Origin of the sequence: Sphingomonas sp. SORGH_AS_0879, from assembly GCF_030819175.1 — a bacterium.
Classification (GTDB): Bacteria; Pseudomonadota; Alphaproteobacteria; order Sphingomonadales; family Sphingomonadaceae; genus Sphingomonas.
The window spans coordinates 2133216-2154230 of sequence record NZ_JAUTBJ010000002.1 but is presented as its reverse complement, the minus strand read 5'-3'; the positions used below and the strand labels follow the sequence as shown (position 1 = coordinate 2154230).

Sequence of the window (21015 nt, the reverse complement as noted above, 5' to 3'; positions counted from 1 at the left end):
TCTCGACGCGGGTCCCTACGAGCTACGCGCGCGGGCGGGTTAGGCGAACGCCAAATCGCCCGCGACGATCGCCATGGCATGGTCGACGAAGCGCCCCTTCTCGCCGACCGGTGCAACGTAACGAAGTGCCTCGCGCGCCAGTTCGGGCGCGCCTCCGCGCGCGATCAGCCATGCGGCGAGATAGGGCGCGGCAAGACAACCGCCCGCCGTCGCGACATTGCCATGAGCGGCGAACGGTGCGTCGATGACCGTGACACCGGCCTCCACCACCCATGGCTTGGTGGTGAGGTCGGTGCACGCGGGCAAATCACCGATCAGGCCGAGCCTGGCCAACAACAGCGTTCCCGAACATTGCGCCGCGATCAACTGCCGCGCCGGATCAAGGCGAAGCCGGGCGAGCATCGCCGGATCGTTGGCGATCTCCCGCGTGCGGACACCACTGCCGATCAGCACCGCATCCGCCTCCTCGAGAAATGCGAGCGGCCGTTGGCGATGGACCACGACGCCGTTCATCGACGTCACCGTCTCGGTCGGCGCCGTGATGTGCGCGGCCCAGCCATGCGGGCGCAGCCGGTTGATGATCGCGGCAGCCACGAACGAATCCAGTTCGTTGAAGCCGTCGAAGGTCAGGACCGCGACCTGCATCACCCTTGCGTCCGTCCGGAGAACAGCGTCCGCGTCGCACCGGCGACCCAAACCTGGCCGGTTTCATCCTGCGAGACATGGATACGCCCGCTCCGCCCGAGGCGCGTGCCCTGTGCAGCGACATAGCTGCCGCTGGCCCGGCCGCTGGCGAACAGCCACTGGCCGACGGACGCGTTGAGGCTGCCGGTCACCGGGTCCTCGATCAGCCCGCCATGCGCGTCGGTGAAGAGCGCACGCAGTTCGAACGCGACCTCGCTGCCGGGTGCATGTGGTCCGACGATGCCGATGTCGATATGCTCGGGGTGGTACCGCGCCGGCTCGACCGCCAGCACCGCCTCGGCCGACGCCAGCATGACCGCGATCCAGCCGGGGCCATTGTCGGCCCAGGCAGCATCGACGATCGCCGCGCGGTCGATCCGCAGCAGATCGGCGACCTGTGCGATCTCCGCCTTGGTTGGCGTGCCGCCGCGCAGCAGCGGTGGGGCGGCAAAAGCAAGCTGATCGCCATCGCGCCGGATCGTCACCAGTCCCACGCCGCATTCCTGCACGATCACGCCGTCCTGCTTCGGCTGCCCGCCCGCTTCCGCCCACGCATGCGCGCTGCCCAAGGTCGGGTGCCCGGCGAACGGCAGTTCGTGCGCCATGGTGAAGATCCGCACGCGATAGTCGGCCGATGGATCGGTCGGCGGCAGCAGGAAGGTCGTCTCCGAAAAGTTCAACCAGCTTGCGATCGCCTGCATCTCGTCCGTCGTCAGGCCATCGGCATCGGCGATAACGGCCAAGGGATTGCCGGTCAGCGGATCGGTGCCGAATACGTCGACGAGGCGAAAGGGGCGGGTCACGGTCATCTCCTGTTGATGATGGCTGGTCCTATCGCGGAGCGACTGGCGCCGACAGATACACATCGGTACGATCATGCCGAACTGTATTGGTGGGATTGGCAGTACGATGGCGAGCGCGCCCGACGAAACCCGCACCGGCATGGTGGTCCGTGCGATCCGTGACCGGATCGACGCCCGCACGCTGACGCCGGGCGCCCGGCTGCCGTCGATCCGCGCCATGGCCGAGACGAGCGGCGTCGCGCGCTCGACGGTGGTCGAGGCCTATGATCGCCTCGCCGCTGAGGGGGTGATCCGGTCGCGACCGGGATCGGGCTTTTATGTCGCCGCGCCCTTGGCCCCGCTGGCATTGGATCGGCTGGTCAGCACGAAGGAGCGCGAGGTCGACCCGCTCTGGATGCTGCGTCAGTCGCTCGGCGAACGACGGCACGAAATGATGCCGGGATGCGGCTGGCTGCCCGATGACTGGCTGGCGGGCGACGCGCTGCGCAAGGCGATGCGCCGGGCAGCGCGATCCGACGAGAACGGCACGCTGGCGGGCTATGCATCCCCCTTGGGCTCGCCCCCGCTCCGGGCGTTGTTGGCGAGGCGGATGGCGGATCAGGGGATCGAAGCCGGCCCCGACCAGATCCTGCTGACCGACAGCGGCACCCATGCGCTCGATCTGGTGTGCCGCTTCCTGCTTCAGCCGGGCGATACCGTGCTGGTTGACGACCCGTGCTATTTCAACTTTCTGGCGTTGTTGCGGGCGCACCGGGCAACGGTGGTGGGCGTACCGATGACGCCGACCGGGCCGGACGTCACCGCCTTCACCGAGGCCGCCGCGACGCATCGGCCGCGCTTCTACCTGACCAACTCAGGCGTCCATAACCCGACCGGAGCGTCGCTCGCGGCCGCCACCGCGCACCGACTGCTCAAGATCGCCGAGGCGCATGACATGGTCGTTGTCGAGGACGATATCTTCGCCGACTTCGAGCACACGCCGTCGCCACGGCTGGCGGCGTTCGACGGGCTCGACCGGACGATCCGTATAGGCAGCTTCTCCAAATCGCTGTCGGCGGCGGTGCGCTGCGGCCATATCGCGGCCCGACCCGACTGGATCGAAGGGTTGGCCGACCTACGCATCGCGACGTCGATGGCGGGCAGTCCGCTCGCCGCCAACCTGCTGCACGCGGTGCTGACCGATGGGAGTTACCGGCGTCACGTTGACGGCGTTCGTACCCGGCTGGCCCGAGCGACAGCCCGTGTAGCGAAACGCCTGCGGGCCATCGGAATCGAGCCATGGACCGACCCGGCGGCGGGCATCTTCCTGTGGGCGCGACTGCCGGACGGCGTCGATGCCGTCGAGCTTGCCCGGCGGGCGATCGATGCAGGGATCGTCCTGGCGCCGGGCCCGGTGTTCAGCACCAGCGGCGGGTGGCGCGATCACATGCGCTTCAACGTCGCGATGAGCGGCGATGACCGGCTGTACGCCTTTCTGGAAAAGACCGTGTCGCGCCCGCTACTCGAACCGGCTGGCTAAGCGCTCGACCAGAAAGTCGACGAACACCCGCACCCGTGCAGGCGTGGCCGAGCCACCGACGAAGACCGCGTGGATCAGCTCGACATCGCCCGGATTATAGTCCTCGAGCAGCGGCACGAGCCGCCCGTCCGCGATCTCAGCCGCGACGCTGAAGCGGCCGACCCGGGTGATGCCAACCCCGGCAGCGGCGAGATGACCCAGCGTCTCGCCATTGTTGGCGACGATGCCGCCTTCAACGGACAGCGCGAAATCCCGGCCGTCGCGGCGGAACGGCCAAGTCGGCTCGGCGCGGCGGAAGTTGAAGTTGAGGCAGTTATGAGCGTGCAGATCCTCTGGGACCCGGGGCGTACCTGCCCGGGCGAGATAGTCCGGTGAGGCGACAATCACCCGTCCGCCTTCGGACAATTTGCGCGCGGTGAGCCCGCTGTCCGCGAGCGGGCCGAACCGGACGGCGACATCGGCCTGCCCGCCGGCCACATCGACCAGCGTGTCGGTCAGCGCCACGTCGATCAGGATATGCGGATAGGCGCGCGCGAAGTCGCCGAGCAGCGGCACGACGCACAACCGGCCGTGCGCCAGCGCCGCACTGATCCGAAGCCGTCCGCGCGGCGCGCCCTGGTCGGCGATCTGCTGCTCGGCATCATCGAGATCGGCGAGAATGCGGCGGGCTGCGAGCAGATAGGCTTGTCCCTCGGCGGTGAGCGTCAGCGCGCGGGTGGAGCGGAGCAGCAGTCGCACGCCGAGCCGCGCCTCAATCCGGTCGATCGCCCGCGCCACCGCCGACGGCGTCAGCCCGAGCGTGCGACCGGCGGCGGAGAAGCTGCCTTCCTCCACCACGCTCGCGAACAAGGCGAGCGACCGGGCGCGATCGTCGTTGCCGGTTATCTTTGCGTCCAAAGCATAGATCCTTTGCACCCGCGGGCGGTTCCGCGGCGCTGCTTCACCGTCCATCTATGCGCCTGACGAATGACATTCGCAAAGGAGGTGTCATGGAATATCGGCAATTGGGATCGTCCGGCCTGCGCGTTCCGGCCCTGTCGTTCGGCGCGGGGACGTTCGGCGGCAAGGGCCCGCTGTTCAGCGCCTGGGGCACAAGCGACGCCGCCGAGGCGCGGCGGCTGGTCGATATCTGCCTCGACGCCGGCGTGACGCTGTTCGACACTGCCGACGTCTATTCGGATGGCGCGTCGGAACAGGTGCTGGGCGAAGCGATCAAGGGACGTCGCGACGCCGTCCTCATTTCGACCAAGACCGGCTTACCGATGGGTGACGGCCCGCAGGACTGGGGCGCGTCTCGGGCACGGCTGATCGGCGCGGCCGAGGCGGCATTGCGGCGGCTCGGTACGGACCGGATCGACCTGCTCCAGCTTCACGCCTTCGACGCGTCAACGCCCACCGAGGAGGTGATGAGCACGCTCGACCGGCTGATCGCCGACGGCAAGGTGCGTTATGCCGGCGTCTCCAACTATCCCGGCTGGCAGATCATGAAGGCACAAGGCTTAGCCGATCGCCATGGCTGGCCGCGTCTCGTCGCGCATCAGGTCTATTACTCGTTGATCGGCCGTGCGTATGAATGGGATCTCATGCCGCTAGCGGCGGACCAGGGTGTCGGTGCGCTAGTCTGGAGCCCGCTCGGCTGGGGCCGGCTGACCGGCAAGATCGGGCGGGGACGGCCGATCCCGGCAGGCAGCCGCCTCCACGAAACCGCACAGTTCGCGCCGCCGGTCGAGGAAGAGCATCTGTACCGCGTCGTCGATGCGCTGGAAGCGGTGGCGGCCGAGGTGGGCAAAACGGTGCCGCAGGTCGCGATCAACTGGCTGCTGCGACGTCCGACCGTATCGTCGGTCATCATCGGTGCGCGGGACGAGGCGCAGCTGCGCGACAATCTCGGCGCGGTCGGCTGGGCGCTGTCGCCCAAGCAGGTGGCCGCGCTCGACGCGGCAAGCGACGTGCTGCCGCCCTATCCACATACCCCATACCGGCAACAGGAGGGCTTCGCCCGCCTAGCGCCGCCGATGGTTTGAGGGAGCCAGGATCATGAAGTTCAACCTCGGATTACTCGCGCTGGCGGTCGGTGCCTTCGGCATCGGCGTCACCGAGTTCGCGCCGATGGGCATGTTGCCGGTGATGGCGGCAGACCTGCAGGTGTCGATCCCCGCCGCCGGGCTGCTGGTCAGCGCCTATGCGATGGGCGTGCTGATCGGCGCGCCGTTGATGACGCTCACCACCGGGCGGATCGACCGGCGGACGCTCCTGATCGCGCTGATGGGCATCTTCACGCTCGGCAACGCGCTGTCGGCGGTGGCGGGCGGGTACTGGATGTTGATGGCGGCGCGGATCGTCACTTCGTTCAACCATGGCGCCTTCTTCGGCGTCGGATCGGTGGTGGCCGCCAGCCTGGTACCGCCGGACAAGCGTGCGGGCGCGGTGGCGGCGATGTTCACCGGGTTGACCGTCGCCACGATCGGCGGCGTGCCGGCGGCGACCTGGGTCAGCGAGGCAGTTAGCTGGCGCACCGTGTTCGCGGGGATCGCGGGCGTTGGCGCGATCGCTATGCTGTCGCTCCGTCTTGCCCTGCCGCCGCTGCCCCGCGCCGAAGGCGGCGACATGCGCGCTGAACTGCGCGTGCTGACGCGCGGGCCGGTGGTCATGGCGCTGGCCCTGACCACGATCGGCTTTGGCGGTGTCTTCACCGTGTTCACCTATATCGTCCCGATCCTGCGGGATGTGACGCATGGCTCGACCGGCTATGTTACCGCGATGCTAATGCTGTTCGGGATCGGCGCGACGATCGGCAATGGCATCGGCGGGCGGCTGGCCGACCGTTCGGTCGATCGGGCGCTGTTGACCATGCTGGCGATCATGGCGCTGACGCTGCTCGCCTTCACCGTGCTGATGCAATGGCCATGGGCCGTCGCCGTAGCCATCCTGATCTGGGGCATCGCCAGCTTCGCGATCGTGCCGCCGTTGCAGATGCGGGTGATGGACGCGGCTTTCGACGCGCCGAACCTCGCCTCCGCGATGAATATCGGCGCGTTTAACCTTGGCAACGCCTTTGGGGCGGCCCTAGGCGGAGGTGTGATCGGTGCCGGAATGGGACTGCCGGTCGTGTCGCTGGCCGGTGCGGCGATGGCGGCGGCAGCACTCGTGATGCTGCTGGCGCTCCGGCGTCAGCCCCGTGCGGCAGCTCGGCCGGCCTGAAAAGCCGCCGCGACGTGGGCCAGTTTGTCTGGATTGCGGACGATATAGATCGCCGCGATCCGTCGCCGCCCCCACGGCTGACATAGCCGGGCAGCCCGTCGATCGTCGCGAAGCGGATCACTTCTACTGGCGCGTTGGGATACTTGCGACGTAGCCCTGCGAACGGCCGTCGCGCCTTTGCCAGACCCCGAACGATATTGTGGCCCCCCATCACACGACCGCCGCCAGCAGGTCCGACAGGGCAAGCGCGTCAACGCCTCCGCCCAGCCAAGCGCCGCCCGCTCGCGATCCGAATAGATCGTCGAATCCCGCCATGCGCTCAGCATGTGCAGCCGCAGCTCGCTTTCGCCATGACGGCGCAGATCGGTCGAGTGCATGCGCAGGCAGAAGGCACAGTCGTTGATCTGCGACACGCGGTACTTCACCAGTGCCAGCAGATCGTGATCGAGCCCACTCGTCATGAAGCTCTGCTCCAGCGCCATCATAGCCTTGATCGCTTCGGGCACCAGAGCGTGCCGGTTCGCGACACAGGTGTCATGGTCGGTCTCCCTGGGTTCCGACGCCACGACGAGACAGCGATGGCCAGTGCGACGTGCTCATCCGGAATTTTCGCCGCCGGCCCGCTAGGCCATATCACGCAGCCGCTTGCGCATGCGGGTCAGCGGCACGACCACCCCGTCGACCTCCGTATCAGCGCGTTCGACCGGCTCGTAACCGCAGGCCGTATAGAGCAGCACGCCGCCGGCCGTTCCCATCAGTTCGACGGCGGCGAAGCCTTCGCCCTGCGCGGCCTTTTCGCAAGCGTGAAGGATCATCCGACCGATCCCGCGCCGGACGTGATCCGGATGCGTATACATGGCCCGGATGCGCGCCGCGTCCTTCGCCGGATCGAGAAGCGCCGGGTCGCGCAGGTCGGTGCTATGGTCGCCGCCATAAAGCGTCGCCCTCCGGCTCCAGCCGCCACAGCCGACCGGTACGCCATGGTCCTCGACGACGAAATAAGTGCCGTCGCGCACCAGTTGGGTGTCGAGGCCCATCACCGCCCTGCTGGCCACGATCTGCCTGGGGGTGAGCACCGCTGCCTGCCCGCGATCAATCGACAGCGTCATCAATTGGCGGAGCGCCCCTAGGTCGGCTTCGGTCGCTAGGCGGATGGTCAGGCCACTGCTCATGCCGTCAGTTCCAGTCGCCACGTTTCCCCCTGAAGCGGAACGCCGAACCTTTCGTGCATCGCCGTCTCGACACACACGAAGCCGTGCGCGGCATAGATGCGGCGAGCGGACTCCAACACCGTGTGCGTCCACAGCACCAGGGTGCGGTAGCCGGTGTCCCGCGCGAAGCCGACGCAAGCGCCGACCAGCGCATCGCCGATACCCCGACGGCGGGCAAAGGGCTCGACATGGAGCAGGCGGAGCCGTGCGATCCCCTCCCCTTCGTCGGTGACGAACACCGCGCCCGCCATCACGCCGTCGATCTCGGCGATCCAGCATTGCTCGCGCGCCGGATCGAAGTCACGCAGGAAGGCCGCCGTCACCTCGCTCTCGATCGTCTCCAGTTCGCGGCCCCAGCCATGGCTCTCGGCATAGAGCACCGACTGGCGGGCGGCGATCAGTGCGGGTTCGCCGGTGCGGAAAGGGCGGATGACGAACGGTCCGCCCGATAATGGGTCGAGCAGCAGCCGAGCGCGCGTCAACGCCTCGATCAGATCGCGCCGCGCCTGACCTTCCACGGTGCCGAGCAGGTCGCCGACCGCGCTGCTTTGCCGCTGGTCGACGACCGCGAAGGCCGCCTGCCCCGCCTCGGTCAGCCGCAGGTCCCGGGCGCGGGCGTCGTCCTCGCGCCGCTCGCGCACGATCCAGCCGCGTTTCTCGAAACGCGCGACCAGGCGGCTGAGATAGCCCGCATCCATGCCGAGGGCGTCCTGCAACACGGTTGCGGTCACCGGCTCGCGCGTGGCGATCTCGAACAACAGCCGCGCTTCGGGCAGGCTCGCCTCGGTGCCCAGGAAATGCGCGTCGAGCGCGCCGATCGTCTGGGTATAGAAGCGGTTGAAGCGACGGATGGCGGCGATGTCTGCATCTTCCATGATCACCATGCTGGACCATGTTTGTTGACCGAGTCAAGTATTAGGGCAAAGTCGGCTCCGGCACCAATTGCGCGCGAAGGGCCGCCGCATCGCGGCCGGGTGGCGCACCAAAAAGGCGGCGATAGTCGCGGCTGAACTGTGACAGGCTTTCATAGCCGATCGCGAAGCCGACCCGCGCGACCTCCTGGGCGGCAACCAGGCGGCGGCGCGCCTCCTGCAACCGCACCTGCTTCTGGAACTGCACCGGGGTCATCGTGGTCACCGCCTTGAAGTGGCGATGGAAGCCGGGGACGCTCATACCCGCCAGCGCGGCGAGGTCCGCCACCCGCAACGTCTCGGCATAATGGTCTCGGATGAACGCCGTCGCGCGCCCGATCCGTGCGGCATGGGTGTCGACAAGGCCCATCTGGCGCAGCGCCGGTCCGAGCGTCCCACCGAGCAGCCGCCACACAATTTCACGCCGGATCAGCGGGGCGAGCACCGCCCGATCCGCCGGATGGTCGAGCAGCTCGAGTAACCGCCTGAGAGGATCGCGCAACGCCGGGTCATGATCACTGGTCGACAGCGCGTTGAAGGCAGCGCCCGAGCCTTGCAGCCCGGCCTGCTCCGCGACCAGTTCGGCCACGCTCTCGGGCTCGATCGCGAGCGAGAGGGCGAGATAGGGCTCTGCCGTGCTCGCCCGCACGATGCGCGATGTGACCGGCAGGTCGACCGAAGCGAGCAGGCACTGGCCTTGGGCGTAATGATAGGGCGTGGACCCCAGCATCGACATCTTCGCACCCTGCACGACGAGGCAGAAGGATGGCCTATAGACCGATCGGATGATGCCGGTCGGCTCCTCCGCACGGGTAATAAGCAGGCCCGGGATCGGGGTTTCGCGACCATGGACGAACCAGTGGCGCTCTATCAGCTCGGCGAGGTCGGACAGCGTCGTCATGGAAGGAACCTTAGCTCCGCCGTGCTCCAAATGCACCACCCCGCGCCTCACCTTGATAGGATCGGGCAGGACATTGATCGGATCGGCGGCGTCGGTCGGACGTTCGCGGCGTATCTCGGGTTCATCCACCCCATCAGGAGAACCATCCCATCCGTATGCGCCAGCTCGGCCAGCTTCGCCAGCATGAGGCGGAGGCGCTGGGCTCAGGATTCATTGATTGATCCAGAAGATGACGGATGCGGCGAGGGCGATGGCGGGTGTGGATGCGTCACCAGTCTCGCCCCTGGCCGGGACAGGCTCCTGAGGCGGCGAACATGTCCTCGATCCTGTGGCGACGCCGGTAGAGGAGGGCGTCATGCGGGATCGGCATTTTGGGCCTTTGCGTGACGGGATACAGGCAGCGGTGCCGCGTACACCGAGCGCCTCGCGGGACCAGTCGGCGTCGTAGCTGCGATCGGCGAGTAGCACCGGAGCGGCTGGCATCGCCTCGGACATGAGGACAGCGTTCTTGTAGTCGCTCATTGAACTGGCCCCCATTTCGACCGGACGGATTTGAGCCTAGGAAGGAGGCTTGGGGCTATCCCCTGAGCATAGGCTTATGTCCGTGTCCGAGATCATCACCGACGGCGGTCGTCGCCGTCACTGGAGCACGCCCGAGAAGCTGAGGATCGTCGAGGAGACGCTCGATGGTCGGGAGAGCATATCGGTGGTGGCGCGCCGCAACGGCGTGGCGCCGAACCTGCTGTACCGTTGGCGGCGGCTGATGCTGGAAGGCGGGAGCGTTGCAGTTGCCGGCGACGACGACGTGACCAGCAACCGGCAGGTCCGCGAGATGGAAACCCGCATCCGCGAACTGGAGCGCCAGCTCGGGCGCAAGACGCTGGAGGTCGAGATACTGAAGGAGGCGCTGGAGCGCTCGCGCCCAAAAAAAGCGAGCTTGCTCATGCACTCGCCGCTGCCGGAGACTATCCGGTGAGCCTGGTCGCCAGCACGCTCGGGGTCGGGCGTTCGACGGTGTACGACCGCCTGACGGGAACCACCAGGACGCGCGGGCCGTACGCCAAGGCCGACGACACGGATCTGCTGCCCTGCATTCGCCAGATCGCCGCGCAACGGCCAACATACGGCTACCGCCGCATCGCGGCGGTCCTCAATCGGCAGCGGCGCGCCGAAGGACTTGCGCCGGTCAACCACAAGCGCGTCTACCGCATCATGGCGGCGGACCGCCTGCTGCTGGCGCGGCGCTACGCCGAGCGAGCCGACTATGGGCATGACGGCGTCGTAGTGACGATCCGCTCGAACCTGCGCTGGTGCTCCGACGGCTTCGAGTTCACCTGCTGGAACGGTGAGGTCGTGCGCGGTGCCTTCATCATCGACGCCCATGACCGCGAGATCATCTCGTGGCGCGCGGTTGCCAATGCCGGCATCAGCGGCTCGGACGTGCGCGACATCATGCTGGAAGCCGTGGAAACCCGCTTCGGCACCATGCGCGCGGCGACACCGGTCGAGATGCTGTCGGACAACGGTTCGGCCTATACCGCCTGCGAAACACGGACCTTTGCCCGGCAGCTGGGCCTCAAACCCTGCTTCACCCCCGTCCGCAGCCCGCAGTCCAACGGCATCTCGGAGGCCTTCGTCCATACCCTCAAACGGGATTACGTCCGCGTCTCGCCGCTGCCGGACGCACTCACCGCGTTGACATCGCTTGCCGGATGGATCGAGGACTACAACGACAACCACCCCCATTCAGGGCTCAAAATGCGTTCGCCGCGCGAGCATCGCGCACTGGTTTCTGCAACCGCTTGAACCCGTCCGGTGAAACGGGGGCCAGATCACTCATCTACCCTTCGGCAAGGAGTGTGACGTGCGGGCGGCCACGATCATCACAGACGGCGTGCCGCTTGAAGTTCAGACCGCCCTTGGCACGCCCGATACATCGAGATCATCGCTCGAACCCCTTTTTTGAGCAGGCTGGTCGCTGTCTGATGCGCCTTCAGGTGGGTGGTGTCGATCATCAGCTGGTCTGCTGGCTCGGCCTCGGCCACCAGCCCCGCAAAGATGCGGTTGAACACCCCCATCCGGCTCCAGCGGATGAACCGATTCCAGATCGTCTTGAGCGGACCGTACGCCGCCCACGATCCGCCGATCATCCACGCGCGGCACACCCTGCGACAACGGAAAATATGGCTCGATCTGACGTGACCCCGGTCTTTCATCCAGCGGCAACCAGAGACCGACCGTGGTTTTCGCGCATAAGCGCAGGTGAAGCAACGGGCGGGGTTAACCCCGCCCGTTGCTGTTCGAGCCCGGCAGCGAAGGCTGCCGGAGTGGCGTAGCCGAGCGAGGAGTGCGGACGCTCGTTGTTGTAGTCGTCGACCCAGCGGGCCAGAATCGAGCGGGCCTGACCGATGGTGAAGAACAGCGTCTCGTTGAGCAGCTCGTCGCGCATGCGACCGTTAAAGCTCTCGACGAACCCGTTCTGCGTGGGCTTGCCCGGCGCGATGTAATGCCACTCGATGCGGGCATCGCCGGACCAGGCGAGCACCGCGTTCGACGTCAGTTCGGTCCCGTTGTCGCTGACGATCATCTTCGGCCTGCCACGCTCGGCGATCAGATCGGCCAGCTCGCGCACGACCCGCCGGCCCGAGATCGACGTGTCCACCACCGCCCGAAGGCATTCGCGCGTGACGTCATCGACGATGTTGAGCACGCGGAACCGACGGCCGGTCACGAGCTGGTCGTGGACGAAGTCCAGACTCCAGCGCTGGTTGGGAAGCGCCAGCACTGACGCGGGCGCACGGCTGCCTGTGGCGCGCCTTCGTCCCTTCCGGCGCCTGACCGTCAAACCCTCCTCACGATAGAGCCGCTGGGTCTTCTTGCGGTTGATCGTGATGCCGTCCCGGCGCAGCAGGATGTGCAGACGCCGATAGCCGAACCGTCGGCGTTGCTGCGCCAGCTCGCGCAGCCGCGACCGCAGGTCGCCATCATCCGCCCGGCACGAGCGATACCGCATGCTCGTGCGGTCTGCCCCAACGACCGTGCATGCCCGCCGCTCGCTCATCCCCAGCGTCGCCTGGAGATGCGCGACCGCTTGCCGCTTCGCGGCGGGCGTCACCACTTTTTTGACAGCAGGTCTTTCAACCCCGCATTGTCCAGCATCGTGTCCGCCAGTAGCCGTTTGAGCCGGGCGTTCTCCTCTTCGAGCGACCGCAGGCGCTTTGCGTCGGACACCTCCAGGCCGCCGAACTTCGCCTTCCACGCATAGTAAGTCGCGCTCGACATCCCGTGCTTGCGGCACAGCTCCGTCACCACCGCACCCGCCTCGGCCTCCTTCAGGATGCCGATGATCTGCTCTTCCGAAAACTGCTTCCGCTTCATTCCGTCCGTCCCTTTAAGGAGACGGTCTCTACTTCCAGTTGGATGAAGAAACGGGGGTCACGTCAGATCCGGCGCGTCGGCTCATCCGTCAGCCAGAACAGGTCACTCATCAGCGGCGCCTTCGCTGCTAATGAATCAATCCGACGCCCCTTACGCAAGTCGACCAATAGCTCCTGAATCCAGTCGGAGCTGGGTGAGCGGTGCGCGCGGAGCGCGTGCGAGCCTTCGGCTCGCTCAACCCCTCACTCAAGCTGCGCTAGCCAACACGCTGGCAAGCTCCGCTGACTCTCTCTCCTATCCAGGAGAGAGGGAAAAAGGAGTAGCATGAATGTCGATTGGCCCTAGGATGGCATCGATGCGACCCTTGCAACTTCTCGCGGGCGCCATCCTCCTGGGTGCGGTGGGCGGTGGCGTGATGCTGTCGCGCCACGCCGCTCGGCCCAATACCGCGCCCAGCGGCCCGGTCGCCGCCAGGGCCAGTGCCGTGCCGGCGCCCACCGCTCCGTCGCCGACACCCAGCCCGACACCCGCTCCCTTCGTCGTCCGCCACATCCTGCCGATCGGCAAGCCGCTGCATCACGGCGAATTCGTCTGGGACGAAAGCGGCGCGCCGCAGGGTCCGGTGGTCATCACCGTCGATCTGGCAGCGCAGGTCGTATCGATCTTCCGCGACGGCCATGAGATCGGTGCGGCGGCGATGATCTTCGGCGCCGACAATATGCCGACCCCGCTCGGCGTGTTCCCGATCCTTCAGAAGGATGCGGACCATGTCTCCAACCTGTACGACGCGCCGATGCCCTATATGCTGCGGCTGACCAATGACGGGGTGGCGATCCATGCCAGCGACGTTCGCTATGGCAATGCGACCCATGGCTGCATCGGCGTACCGTTCGGCTTCGCGCGCAAGCTGTTCGCCGCGACCAAGCTGGGCGACCGCGTCATCGTGACCAACGGCAAGCGATTGGAAATGGGCCAGAGCATCCTGGGCTGAGCCGAACCCGGATCGCCGGGCCTGTGAATGTCAGGAAAAACTGAATCGCCCTGCCGAAACCAGGCGCAGCTCCAACACGCTCCGGGCAAGGCGCGACGGCGTCGATGATTGCACGGGCGCCTCGCCGCTCCGCGTACCCTTCCGCCGTTTTGTGCACCCATTCGGGTCCTTAGCCACTCCACAATGCGCTTCAAATATATTCCACCTCAAAAATAATACCAATGCGATTTATTCGCAGTTTTATTTGCCCGTCGCTATCGACCCTCTTCTTGCGAATGATAGCTGATAGCTAATAAGGGGTTGTACATTCTTTTGACGCTCGCCGCGATGGCAGCGCTTTGGGAGCCAGCGGAGGACGGTAACGGCCTGACCGGCCAACTCGCCATCTCCTATGCCGAAGGGGACCAGATCGCGCCCGATGGTGCGCGCAGTTCGCTGTCGACGGTCGATCCGCTGAAGCTGGTCATCCAGTCGGGCAAGACGAACCTTGCCGCAGGAACCGCCGAGGCGAATGCCTTGATCGACGGGCACACCGCCAGAATCGGGCAGTGGGGCACAGCTGCTTTCGCCCAGTAACCCGTTCCGGCTTAGATGCGGCGTGGCATCGCGATTGTGCAGAGCGTACAGCCCCGGTATTCCGTGAAGCGGGACCGGAAAGCCGATCGCGGAGGAATGTACGGTTGTGATGGAGCGGGTGAAGGGATTCCGTTCCAACATCTTACGGCGCCGAAAGCCACGGAAATCCGCGGTTCTTGGTTCGTCCGATCCGCCTTGTGCTACAGGTTGGTGCACAGTTCAATGCACAATCCCGAAGGCGGCCGTGGCTGGAATTCGATAAGCTCATTTGCGTCTGGTCGTGGTGGGAAGCGGCCCGGCAGCTTTGGGCAGCAATGACGATAACCGTGCATACGTTCAGGCCAGTGCCCCAACGGGGAGTTCGTCCGCAGCGCGATCGAGCGCGGTCAGCCGATCGCGAGCAGGTCACGCAGCGTCCGGATCAGACCGCTCCTGACCTCTTCGGCGGCGCTCCCGCGTAGGCCGGCGATCGCCTCGACTGCCAACTCTACATCTTCTGGGTGCGCCGGGCCATCACGCCCCGGCGTGAAGGGTCCGTCGGTTTCGGTAAGTAAGCGATCGGGTGGCAGCGACGCTACCAGCACCTTGCCGCGATCAGTCGCTAGCATCGTGGCGTTTACCGAGAAGAAGCAGCCGAGGGCCAAAGCGCGCCCCGCCTCGCTGCGGCTGCCGCCGAACCAGTGCAGCACTACCCGGCCCCGGTCAGGCGGCAAGCAGGTTTCAATCAGATCGAGCACGGGCTTGACGGCGCGGGTGCTGTGAACGGTCAGCACCTTGTCGCCGGCTTCGGCGCAGCATTCGAGGATGCGCTGGAAGACCCGTCGCTGCGCTTCCATCGTCTTGTAGAAGCGAGGCCCCCCGTCGAGCCCGACCTCGCCGACATAGCGTGTCTCGGCGAGGTGGCGCTCCCAGAGTCGGAGTTCGGCCTCGCGCTCGCCGGCGAGCTGCGGATGGAGACCTAAGGCGGCGCGCACGAAGCGCCGATCGCGGGTAAGCTCATGGTTGCGCGACCAAGCACGCGGGGTGGTGGTGACGGTGAGCGTGTAGATGCGGGCCGCCTCCGCACGTGCAATCGCGGCGTCGTGGTCTAGGAACAGGTCGAGATGGCAGTGGAAGTCGACGCCGCGCACGCCCGGCGCCGTTTCGGCGACCGTCACAGAGGCCGTGTCCGCACTCCGGCCAGGATATTGCCCACCTCGTCCATGCCGCGGCGATATACACCGGCGAGCGCCGTTTGTCGTGCGGCATTCTCGTCGGACAGAGGCCCGGGCTTGTGGATGAGGAGCTCGGCCAGCGCGGGCCGGCGACGAAGCCGGTCGATCGCGAACTGGAACGAGCGGATCTGGACGCCTTCCGCCTCGCGGGTGTTGAGTGCCCGGGCGGTGAGATCAGCCAGCGTATAGGTGGTCGGGTCGGCCGCAGGCGCTAGCCCGGCGGTGAGCGACCCCCGTCGAATCAGGCACGGCAGGCAATAGCCGCAATGCTGGACGCCGATCCCTTGCCAGCGGCCTTTGGTCGGCGACGAGCAGGACAGCGACGACGCAGCAATGCCGCGGAGCAACGTCTGGTTCGCGCACGCTCGAACCATTTCGCCCTTGGTCTTGTCCCAATAGGGGTTCTCGATCCGGCCGGGGATGCCGAGCGCCGTCAATGCCTCGTTCCAGCGCGCGATATAGAAGGGGTGGGTGGTGCGCGTGCTGAGCGCGCCGAGCCGGATCGGGTCGAGCGGGACGTTGATCGCGATCAAGCCATTCTCCGGGCAGTGCAGGACGAACGGCTCCGCCAAGCCGGTCCCGGCCATGACGCCGAGCGCGAAGAACAGGAACGAGCGGCCGCGCGTCGTGTCCTCGCCCGACGATCGCGCCACCAAACCCTGCGCGAACGCCATCCAAAGCCGCAGCCGTGCGAAGCCGCGGCCGCGGTAGGCAGCACCGAGCGCCGCCTGCAGCGTCGCCTGCGCCTCGCTGGTTGCCCCTTCGCCGGCATGGCTGATGAACAACGGCGTCTTGCCCGCCTCAAGCGCATCGATCGCCCCGATCAGGCTGTCGAGCCCGCCCGAGAACAGTGCAAGGTGATCGAAGCGGGCCGGCAGCAACGTCGAGGGCTGCGCGATCAGCTGCGCGTGACGGCGCGGGCGTGAGCGGAAGCCGACCGTCCAGCGATCGCCGGTCAGGAAGCCGAGCATTCGCTCGAAGATCGGGCCGGCCGCAGCCCAGCGGCGCGGATCGGCGACGGGGACGACGAGCCGGATCTCGCGCGTCCAGCCGTCCTGGCTGTCCATCCACCGCGCGATGCGCGTGTCGGCGGCGTGGACATGCGCAGCGAGGATGATGAGATCGACTCCGAGATCGGTGGGGAAGACGCCTTCGCGGGCGAGATCGGCTAGCGCCCGGCCGATGCCATGATCGAGGCTATCATTGCCGTTGAGGAGGTCGAGCCGGGTCATCACCTCGTCTGCGGCGCGGGGCACGGAGAGGCGATCGCCCGGCCCGAACCGGCCGATGATGACATGCCTGTTCATGCGTTCGCCTCCGCGTCGCCCATTATGCGCAGGATGTCGAAAGCCTGCTCGTAGACCCGCGCGACGAAGCCGAGGACGCGATCGGGCGTGAGCGCCGCCGCCGCGACGCGTGCGGCCGATAGGGCGTCGGCGACGCCACGACGGATGAAATCGTTGAGCTGGGCTTGGACGCTGGCGGCGTCGCGCGCGCTCGCCGGCAGCATGACGGCCTTGGTGCCGATGTCGTTGCACAGCCGCGCTTCGATGGCGTTAGTGGCGTAAAGCTCGAACACCGTCTGCATCTGGTCCTCGCTTAGCGTGTCGAGGTCGGTAATGCCGGCCGCCGCCAAGTCGACGATCGTCTCGATGAAGGCCTCGCGTGCGATCCCCTCGTCGACCGAGCCGCCGTCGGGGCAGATGTAATCGGCGAGGCCGAGGAAGACCTCTTCGATCGGCCGTCCGGCGAGATCGGCGAGATCGAGCGCGCGCAACGCCTCGGTGATGCCGCGCGTTGTCGCGTCCGCGAGGAAGCCGAGGAGCCGGCTGCCCGCGCCGCGCGCCGATCCCATCCGACCGGCCGCGCCCCGCGCGCCGCCAGTCGATGAGTCAACGTAGTGGGAGAGCGCGCGACCGAGGCTGGCGCGGTCGGTGCCGCCCGAGCTCGCGAAGCGCGAAAAGTTGTTGCGGGCGGCCGTGAAACGCGTGGGATCGGCATTGGGCGGTACTGGCGGGCGTTGCGGCGGCTGCGGTGGATCGCTTGGCGGCGGTGTGCCGTCGCCATCTTCGTCGCGGTAGGTCGCGTCGGCGGCATCATCGGCCGATGGCGCGCCGGCGTCGCCGACGAAGCTCGGGACCAGCGGGCTGGCGCCGCCTTGGCCGCCGAATACGCTCGACGTTCCCATTAGCGGCCTCCCTGCCGGGTCCGGGCAACATTGCCGGCCGCCGCTTTCAGGATTGGAGAGCCGTCCTTGCCCCAGGCGGTGAGGAGCCGTCCAAAGCGGGCGCGGGTTTCGGGGTCCTTCAACGCCGTCTCCCAGCCGCTGGTCACCCAAACACCAAGCCGTTCGCGGGGCAGCGCCTCAAGGAAGTCGAGCAGATTGCCTTGGAGCGAAGGCTGCGCCTTGACGAGCACTGCGAGCCCATCGACGCCCGCGGGCTGCAAGTCGAAGGCGTCGCCGCCGACGATCCGCGCACGCACCGCTTCGAAGATCCGCGCCGCCTCCGGCGTCGCGAGGCGGGCGAGATCGCCTTCCATGGCCTGGACGACGAATTTACCGCCGAATAGCTGCTCGACGACGCCGGCGAGGCTGCCGAGCACCGAGGCAGCGCCGAAATAGTCCTTCCGATCCTTGGCGATGAACAGATAGGGGCGCAGATCCTCGACCCCGATCGCAGGCTGGACCTCGGCCCAAGCGCGGATCACCGGCGAGGTCAGCCATTCGCCGAGCGGCCCGCTCGCATCGTTCGCGACCGGCTGCAGCTTGGCGGCTCCCTTACCGGCGGCCGGTCGCGGGGCGGGGGAGGCGTCCGCTGGCTTGGGCGGAGGTGCGGCGGGGTCGGGCTCGGGTGAGGCGGCTGCGGTCTCGAGGGCTGCGAGATCGCGGCAGCGTCCGTCGCTCGACGCGGCCGCGGCGGCGCCGATCTGGTCGAACAGGCGAGGTAGGAAGCGCTCGGCGAGCATCAGCTTGGCCAGGACGGGCAATTTCACGTCGTCGCCGAACCCGCGGGCGTCTGCGGTCCGTTCGCGGAGCAGGAGCGCGTTGAGGAAGCGCTTGATCTGACGCGGGTTGCCCTGCGTGCCGCTCGCAAGGATCGGGCCGATCTGGTCAGAGAGCGTCAGCGCATTGTTGGCGCTGGCGGCTTTGTCGCCGAGCGCCGAACGCACCGTTTGCGCCTCGAGTGGCCCCTCAAGCCAGGGGCGTTTGAGCCGTTCGCGCGCCACGGTAATGAGTTCTAGGAAGGCGGGGTCGTCCTCGCCGAGTTCGGCCGCGACCAGCAGCAATGTCACATAGATGCGCGTTTCGGTGTCGCCCAGCGGCGCGGATGCGGAAGGGAATCTGGATGAGCTTCTCAAGATAGTTGCGTGCGTAGCTCAGCGGTCCGGTGGTGTCGGGAAGATCGGGGAAATGTTTGCGCACCGAGTATTCGATCATCGCCTCGTCGGCGGCGACGACGAACGCGGTACGGGAGGTGAAGACGAACAACCGCACCGCCTCTAGAGTCTCGATCGCGGTGTCGGGCAGGCATCGGTCGAGATCGTCGATGAGGACGACGAGCTGGGTGACTCCGGCCTGGTCGAGGAGTTCGTCAAAGGCCTTGCGGAAGGCGTTGATCTCCTCGGGAACGTTGGTCGTGTCGTCCTTCTCCTTGAGGAGACCGTCGACTTCCTCGAACGCCTTCTTGGCGTTCTCCTTGGTCGCGAGCTTCGCCGGATCGGCCAGCGCGCCCTGCACGAGGCCGATCGCCGAATGGATTTGTTCGGGGGTCGGCACGCCGGTGAAGGCATTAAAGGCGAGTCCGCCTGCCTTTTTCGCCACCTTGAGCCAGTCGATGCGCCGGAACACATCCTTGACCGCAATCGCGGCCCGGGTGAGCGCGGGCCGCTTTTCGATAAGGCCGGTGACGATCCCCTCAATTAGCGCGATCTTGGCGTCCTCGAAACCTTGGAAGCGCCAGCCGTTGAACTTGATGCAGAGCGCCTTGGACTCGGATTCGAAGCATGCCTCGATCATCTCTAGGACGCTCGACTTGCCCGCCCCCCAGTCGCCGTGGACACCGACGGTCACGGGCTTGTCGGGGCGGTCGCGGAGCAAGGTGACGATCGTCCTCGCGATCGCTTCATTGTTGAGCAGATCGACACGCGTTTCATTGTCCGCCAGCAACATCGGTTCGTTCGTCCCCGCCTATGTCATGTCATCAATGCTTTGATGACGACGATGGTAGTCCCCGTGCAGAGTTAAGCAATGGCGAGTCACCCGCGCGGCCGCGTCGGCTCGCCGGTCCCGCACCGGGCTTCGATCAGGCAGGAGAGATCGTCGCCCCAGCCACCGGCTTGCAGGACGGGAAGCGCAGGTCAGCACATCCGTGCAGCCAGCTTTGATACTGGCCCTCAAAGCCGATCGCGGCGAGCATCAACCGGATGACGATCTCGCGGACGCGCACGACATGGTCGATTAGCGAGGGATCGTCGATCGACAGCTCGGGCGAGACGCCGGTGTGCACGATGACGTTCCGGGCATCGACGGCGCCCTTGAGCCATTCGTCCGGGAAGTCCTGAGCCGGAAATGGCTGACGGGAGAGCAGGTCCCGCAGCTTCTCGGCGAACGAGCGCCGGTTCAGCTCGCGCAACTTGCCCGCCATCTTCCGGGGAGCTGCCTCGGCCTTAAGGAATTTGGCGATCTTCTGTCGCAACGTATCGAATGCGGCGGCGTCGGGCAGGTGGAACTGCTCGACGTCGGAGCTGGCGAGGATGCATTCGAGCGCGCTCATCGCGTTCATGAGCCGCGATTCTGCAAGCGCGACCGGGGCCGTCAGCCAGCGGATGGCGGGGTCAAGCCTTGCCACCTCGGCCGGATGATCGTCGAACGAGCGAACGGCGGCGGCAAAGATCTCCTCCATAAAAAGGTCGCGGAACGGGGCGAGATAGGGGGCGGGCGAACGGCCGCGCTGCGCGATCCGGATCGTGAAGCGGCCCGCCCGGTGGCGCTGCTCATAGACGGGCAGAAGATAGACGCCGCAGGCCAGCGACAGGACGCGTTGCACGTGGATTAGGAGGCGTTCGGTTTCCTGCCACCATGCCTCATTTTCCTGGCGCTCACTCTCGACCGCCAAGAGTGAGACGGGTTCCTGGTCGGCATCGTCGCGATAGCCACGTAGGACGATGCTCCACGCCTTTGTCTTTGCGACGATCGGGTGGATCGCTGCGAGCTTGCGAAAGAACCAAGCGCAGGCATCGTGATGATCGGGTTTAGCCGGTCGGCTGAGCTCGGCAGTGCCGCACGAGCCGGTGATCTCGACATGATCGGGGCGGCGCGACCATCGGCCGACATAGAATTCCGAGCTCTCAAAGCTCCAATGTTCGGCGGCGCGTCCGCGCAAGGTGAGCGGCTGGAGTGGGGTCAGCAGCGGCTGCTCCGGGACGATCGAGGCGGCAGCGTGGCTCGGCTTGATTGGTCCGAACTCGAGGCGGAGCTCACCGTCGTCGTCGATGGCGGCAGTGAACGTTACGGGGACGCTGAGGCCGGCGCGCTCGATCGAGCCGTCGAACGGGATTGGGTCGAGGATCATTACCGCATAACTAACATACCATGCGTCGATGACGACGCGTGGTCCGCCCCGTG

20 protein-coding genes and 1 pseudogene are annotated in these 21015 nt (G+C 66.7%); 6 read left to right on the top strand and 15 right to left on the bottom strand.

Annotated features, from left to right (window positions below; all coding sequences use genetic code 11):
* Window positions 1-39: 39 nt before the first annotated feature.
* Entirely contained in the window at window positions 40-645 is a 606-nt protein-coding gene (locus QE379_RS10850; RefSeq protein ID WP_307000400.1) for a DJ-1/PfpI family protein, read from the bottom strand.
* Window positions 645-1487, bottom strand: coding sequence for a PhzF family phenazine biosynthesis protein (locus QE379_RS10845; protein WP_042490905.1), 843 nt, complete (start codon window positions 1485-1487; stop codon window positions 645-647). Before QE379_RS10845 ends, QE379_RS10850 begins: the two co-directional genes overlap by 1 nt.
* 106 nt (window positions 1488-1593) lie before the next feature.
* Here QE379_RS10845 and QE379_RS10840 point away from each other — a divergent pair, with 106 nt between their 5' ends.
* A complete protein-coding gene (locus QE379_RS10840; protein ID WP_307000398.1) occupies window positions 1594-3006 on the top strand; it encodes a PLP-dependent aminotransferase family protein in 1413 nt (470 codons plus the stop codon).
* Here QE379_RS10840 and QE379_RS10835 read toward each other — a convergent pair.
* Window positions 2986-3903 (bottom strand): LysR family transcriptional regulator, encoded by a 918-nt coding sequence (locus QE379_RS10835; RefSeq protein ID WP_307000396.1) that lies wholly within the window; start codon window positions 3901-3903, stop codon window positions 2986-2988. The genes QE379_RS10840 and QE379_RS10835 overlap by 21 nt on opposite strands.
* Window positions 3904-3995: 92 nt before the next feature.
* Between QE379_RS10835 and QE379_RS10830 the strand changes: the two genes are divergently transcribed.
* Together QE379_RS10830 and QE379_RS10825 are read left to right on the top strand one after the other, a co-directional pair.
* Window positions 3996-5030 (top strand): aldo/keto reductase, encoded by a 1035-nt coding sequence (locus QE379_RS10830; protein ID WP_307000393.1) that lies wholly within the window; start codon window positions 3996-3998, stop codon window positions 5028-5030.
* A gap of 13 nt (window positions 5031-5043) precedes the next feature.
* Complete coding sequence (locus tag QE379_RS10825) at window positions 5044-6207, top strand: MFS transporter (protein WP_307000390.1); 1164 nt, start codon at window positions 5044-5046, stop codon at window positions 6205-6207.
* Here QE379_RS10825 and QE379_RS10820 read toward each other — a convergent pair.
* The 4 genes from QE379_RS10820 to QE379_RS10805 form a co-directional block, all read right to left on the bottom strand.
* Window positions 6177-6713, bottom strand: coding sequence for a carboxymuconolactone decarboxylase family protein (locus QE379_RS10820; protein WP_307000388.1), 537 nt, complete (start codon window positions 6711-6713; stop codon window positions 6177-6179). The two genes, QE379_RS10825 and QE379_RS10820, sit on opposite strands and share 31 nt — an antisense overlap.
* Before the next feature lie 117 nt (window positions 6714-6830).
* Entirely contained in the window at window positions 6831-7379 is a 549-nt protein-coding gene (locus QE379_RS10815; RefSeq protein WP_307000386.1) for a GNAT family N-acetyltransferase, read from the bottom strand.
* Complete coding sequence (locus tag QE379_RS10810) at window positions 7376-8293, bottom strand: helix-turn-helix domain-containing GNAT family N-acetyltransferase (protein WP_307000384.1); 918 nt, start codon at window positions 8291-8293, stop codon at window positions 7376-7378. Before QE379_RS10810 ends, QE379_RS10815 begins: the two co-directional genes overlap by 4 nt.
* 40 nt (window positions 8294-8333) lie before the next feature.
* Window positions 8334-9230 carry an AraC family transcriptional regulator gene (locus QE379_RS10805; RefSeq protein WP_307000382.1) on the bottom strand — a complete coding sequence of 299 codons (897 nt, stop codon included), beginning with the start codon at window positions 9228-9230 and terminating at the stop codon, window positions 8334-8336.
* A 598-nt stretch (window positions 9231-9828) separates the two neighbouring features.
* Here QE379_RS10805 and QE379_RS10800 point away from each other — a divergent pair.
* Window positions 9829-11036, top strand: a protein-coding gene (locus tag QE379_RS10800; RefSeq protein WP_306998613.1) for an IS3 family transposase whose coding sequence is annotated in 2 segments (ribosomal slippage) — window positions 9829-10153 and window positions 10153-11036 — 1209 coding nt in all. Because the reading frame shifts where the segments join, the coding sequence is not laid out codon by codon here.
* A gap of 61 nt (window positions 11037-11097) precedes the next feature.
* Here QE379_RS10800 and QE379_RS10795 read toward each other — a convergent pair.
* Together QE379_RS10795 and QE379_RS10790 are read right to left on the bottom strand one after the other, a co-directional pair.
* Window positions 11098-11456, bottom strand: a pseudogene (locus QE379_RS10795) (IS5/IS1182 family transposase); the annotation flags it as partial.
* Window positions 11443-12608, bottom strand: a protein-coding gene (locus QE379_RS10790) for an IS3 family transposase (protein WP_373461696.1) whose coding sequence is annotated in 2 segments (ribosomal slippage) — window positions 11443-12347 and window positions 12347-12608 — 1167 coding nt in all. Because the reading frame shifts where the segments join, the coding sequence is not laid out codon by codon here. The pseudogene QE379_RS10795 and the gene QE379_RS10790, both read right to left, overlap by 14 nt.
* A gap of 355 nt (window positions 12609-12963) precedes the next feature.
* On the opposite strand from QE379_RS10790, the gene QE379_RS10785 reads away from it, so the two are divergent.
* Together QE379_RS10785 and QE379_RS10780 are read left to right on the top strand one after the other, a co-directional pair.
* Complete coding sequence (locus QE379_RS10785; protein ID WP_307000380.1) at window positions 12964-13599, top strand: L,D-transpeptidase family protein; 636 nt, start codon at window positions 12964-12966, stop codon at window positions 13597-13599.
* A gap of 327 nt (window positions 13600-13926) precedes the next feature.
* Entirely contained in the window at window positions 13927-14175 is a 249-nt protein-coding gene (locus tag QE379_RS10780) for a hypothetical protein (protein WP_307000377.1), read from the top strand.
* A gap of 386 nt (window positions 14176-14561) precedes the next feature.
* Here the strand turns inward: QE379_RS10780 and qatD are convergent, their stop codons facing one another.
* From qatD to QE379_RS10750, 6 genes are all read right to left on the bottom strand, one after another.
* Window positions 14562-15332, bottom strand: coding sequence for a Qat anti-phage system TatD family nuclease QatD (gene qatD, locus QE379_RS10775; RefSeq protein ID WP_307000374.1), 771 nt, complete (start codon window positions 15330-15332; stop codon window positions 14562-14564).
* Window positions 15329-16696 carry a Qat anti-phage system QueC-like protein QatC gene (qatC, locus tag QE379_RS10770; protein WP_307000372.1) on the bottom strand — a complete coding sequence of 456 codons (1368 nt, stop codon included), beginning with the start codon at window positions 16694-16696 and terminating at the stop codon, window positions 15329-15331. Before qatC ends, qatD begins: the two co-directional genes overlap by 4 nt.
* On the bottom strand, window positions 16693-17577 hold the full coding sequence (gene qatB, locus QE379_RS10765; RefSeq protein ID WP_307000369.1) for a Qat anti-phage system associated protein QatB: 885 nt from the start codon (window positions 17575-17577) through the stop codon (window positions 16693-16695). The genes qatC and qatB overlap by 4 nt, the downstream gene beginning before the upstream one ends.
* Window positions 17577-18683 carry an NTPase KAP gene (locus tag QE379_RS10760; RefSeq protein WP_307000365.1) on the bottom strand — a complete coding sequence of 369 codons (1107 nt, stop codon included), beginning with the start codon at window positions 18681-18683 and terminating at the stop codon, window positions 17577-17579. Before QE379_RS10760 ends, qatB begins: the two co-directional genes overlap by 1 nt.
* Window positions 18583-19560 (bottom strand): P-loop NTPase fold protein, encoded by a 978-nt coding sequence (locus tag QE379_RS10755; protein WP_307000362.1) that lies wholly within the window; start codon window positions 19558-19560, stop codon window positions 18583-18585. The genes QE379_RS10760 and QE379_RS10755 overlap by 101 nt, the downstream gene beginning before the upstream one ends.
* Window positions 19561-19693: 133 nt before the next feature.
* Window positions 19694-20962, bottom strand: coding sequence for a HEPN domain-containing protein (locus QE379_RS10750; RefSeq protein WP_307000360.1), 1269 nt, complete (start codon window positions 20960-20962; stop codon window positions 19694-19696).
* Window positions 20963-21015: the final 53 nt, after the last annotated feature.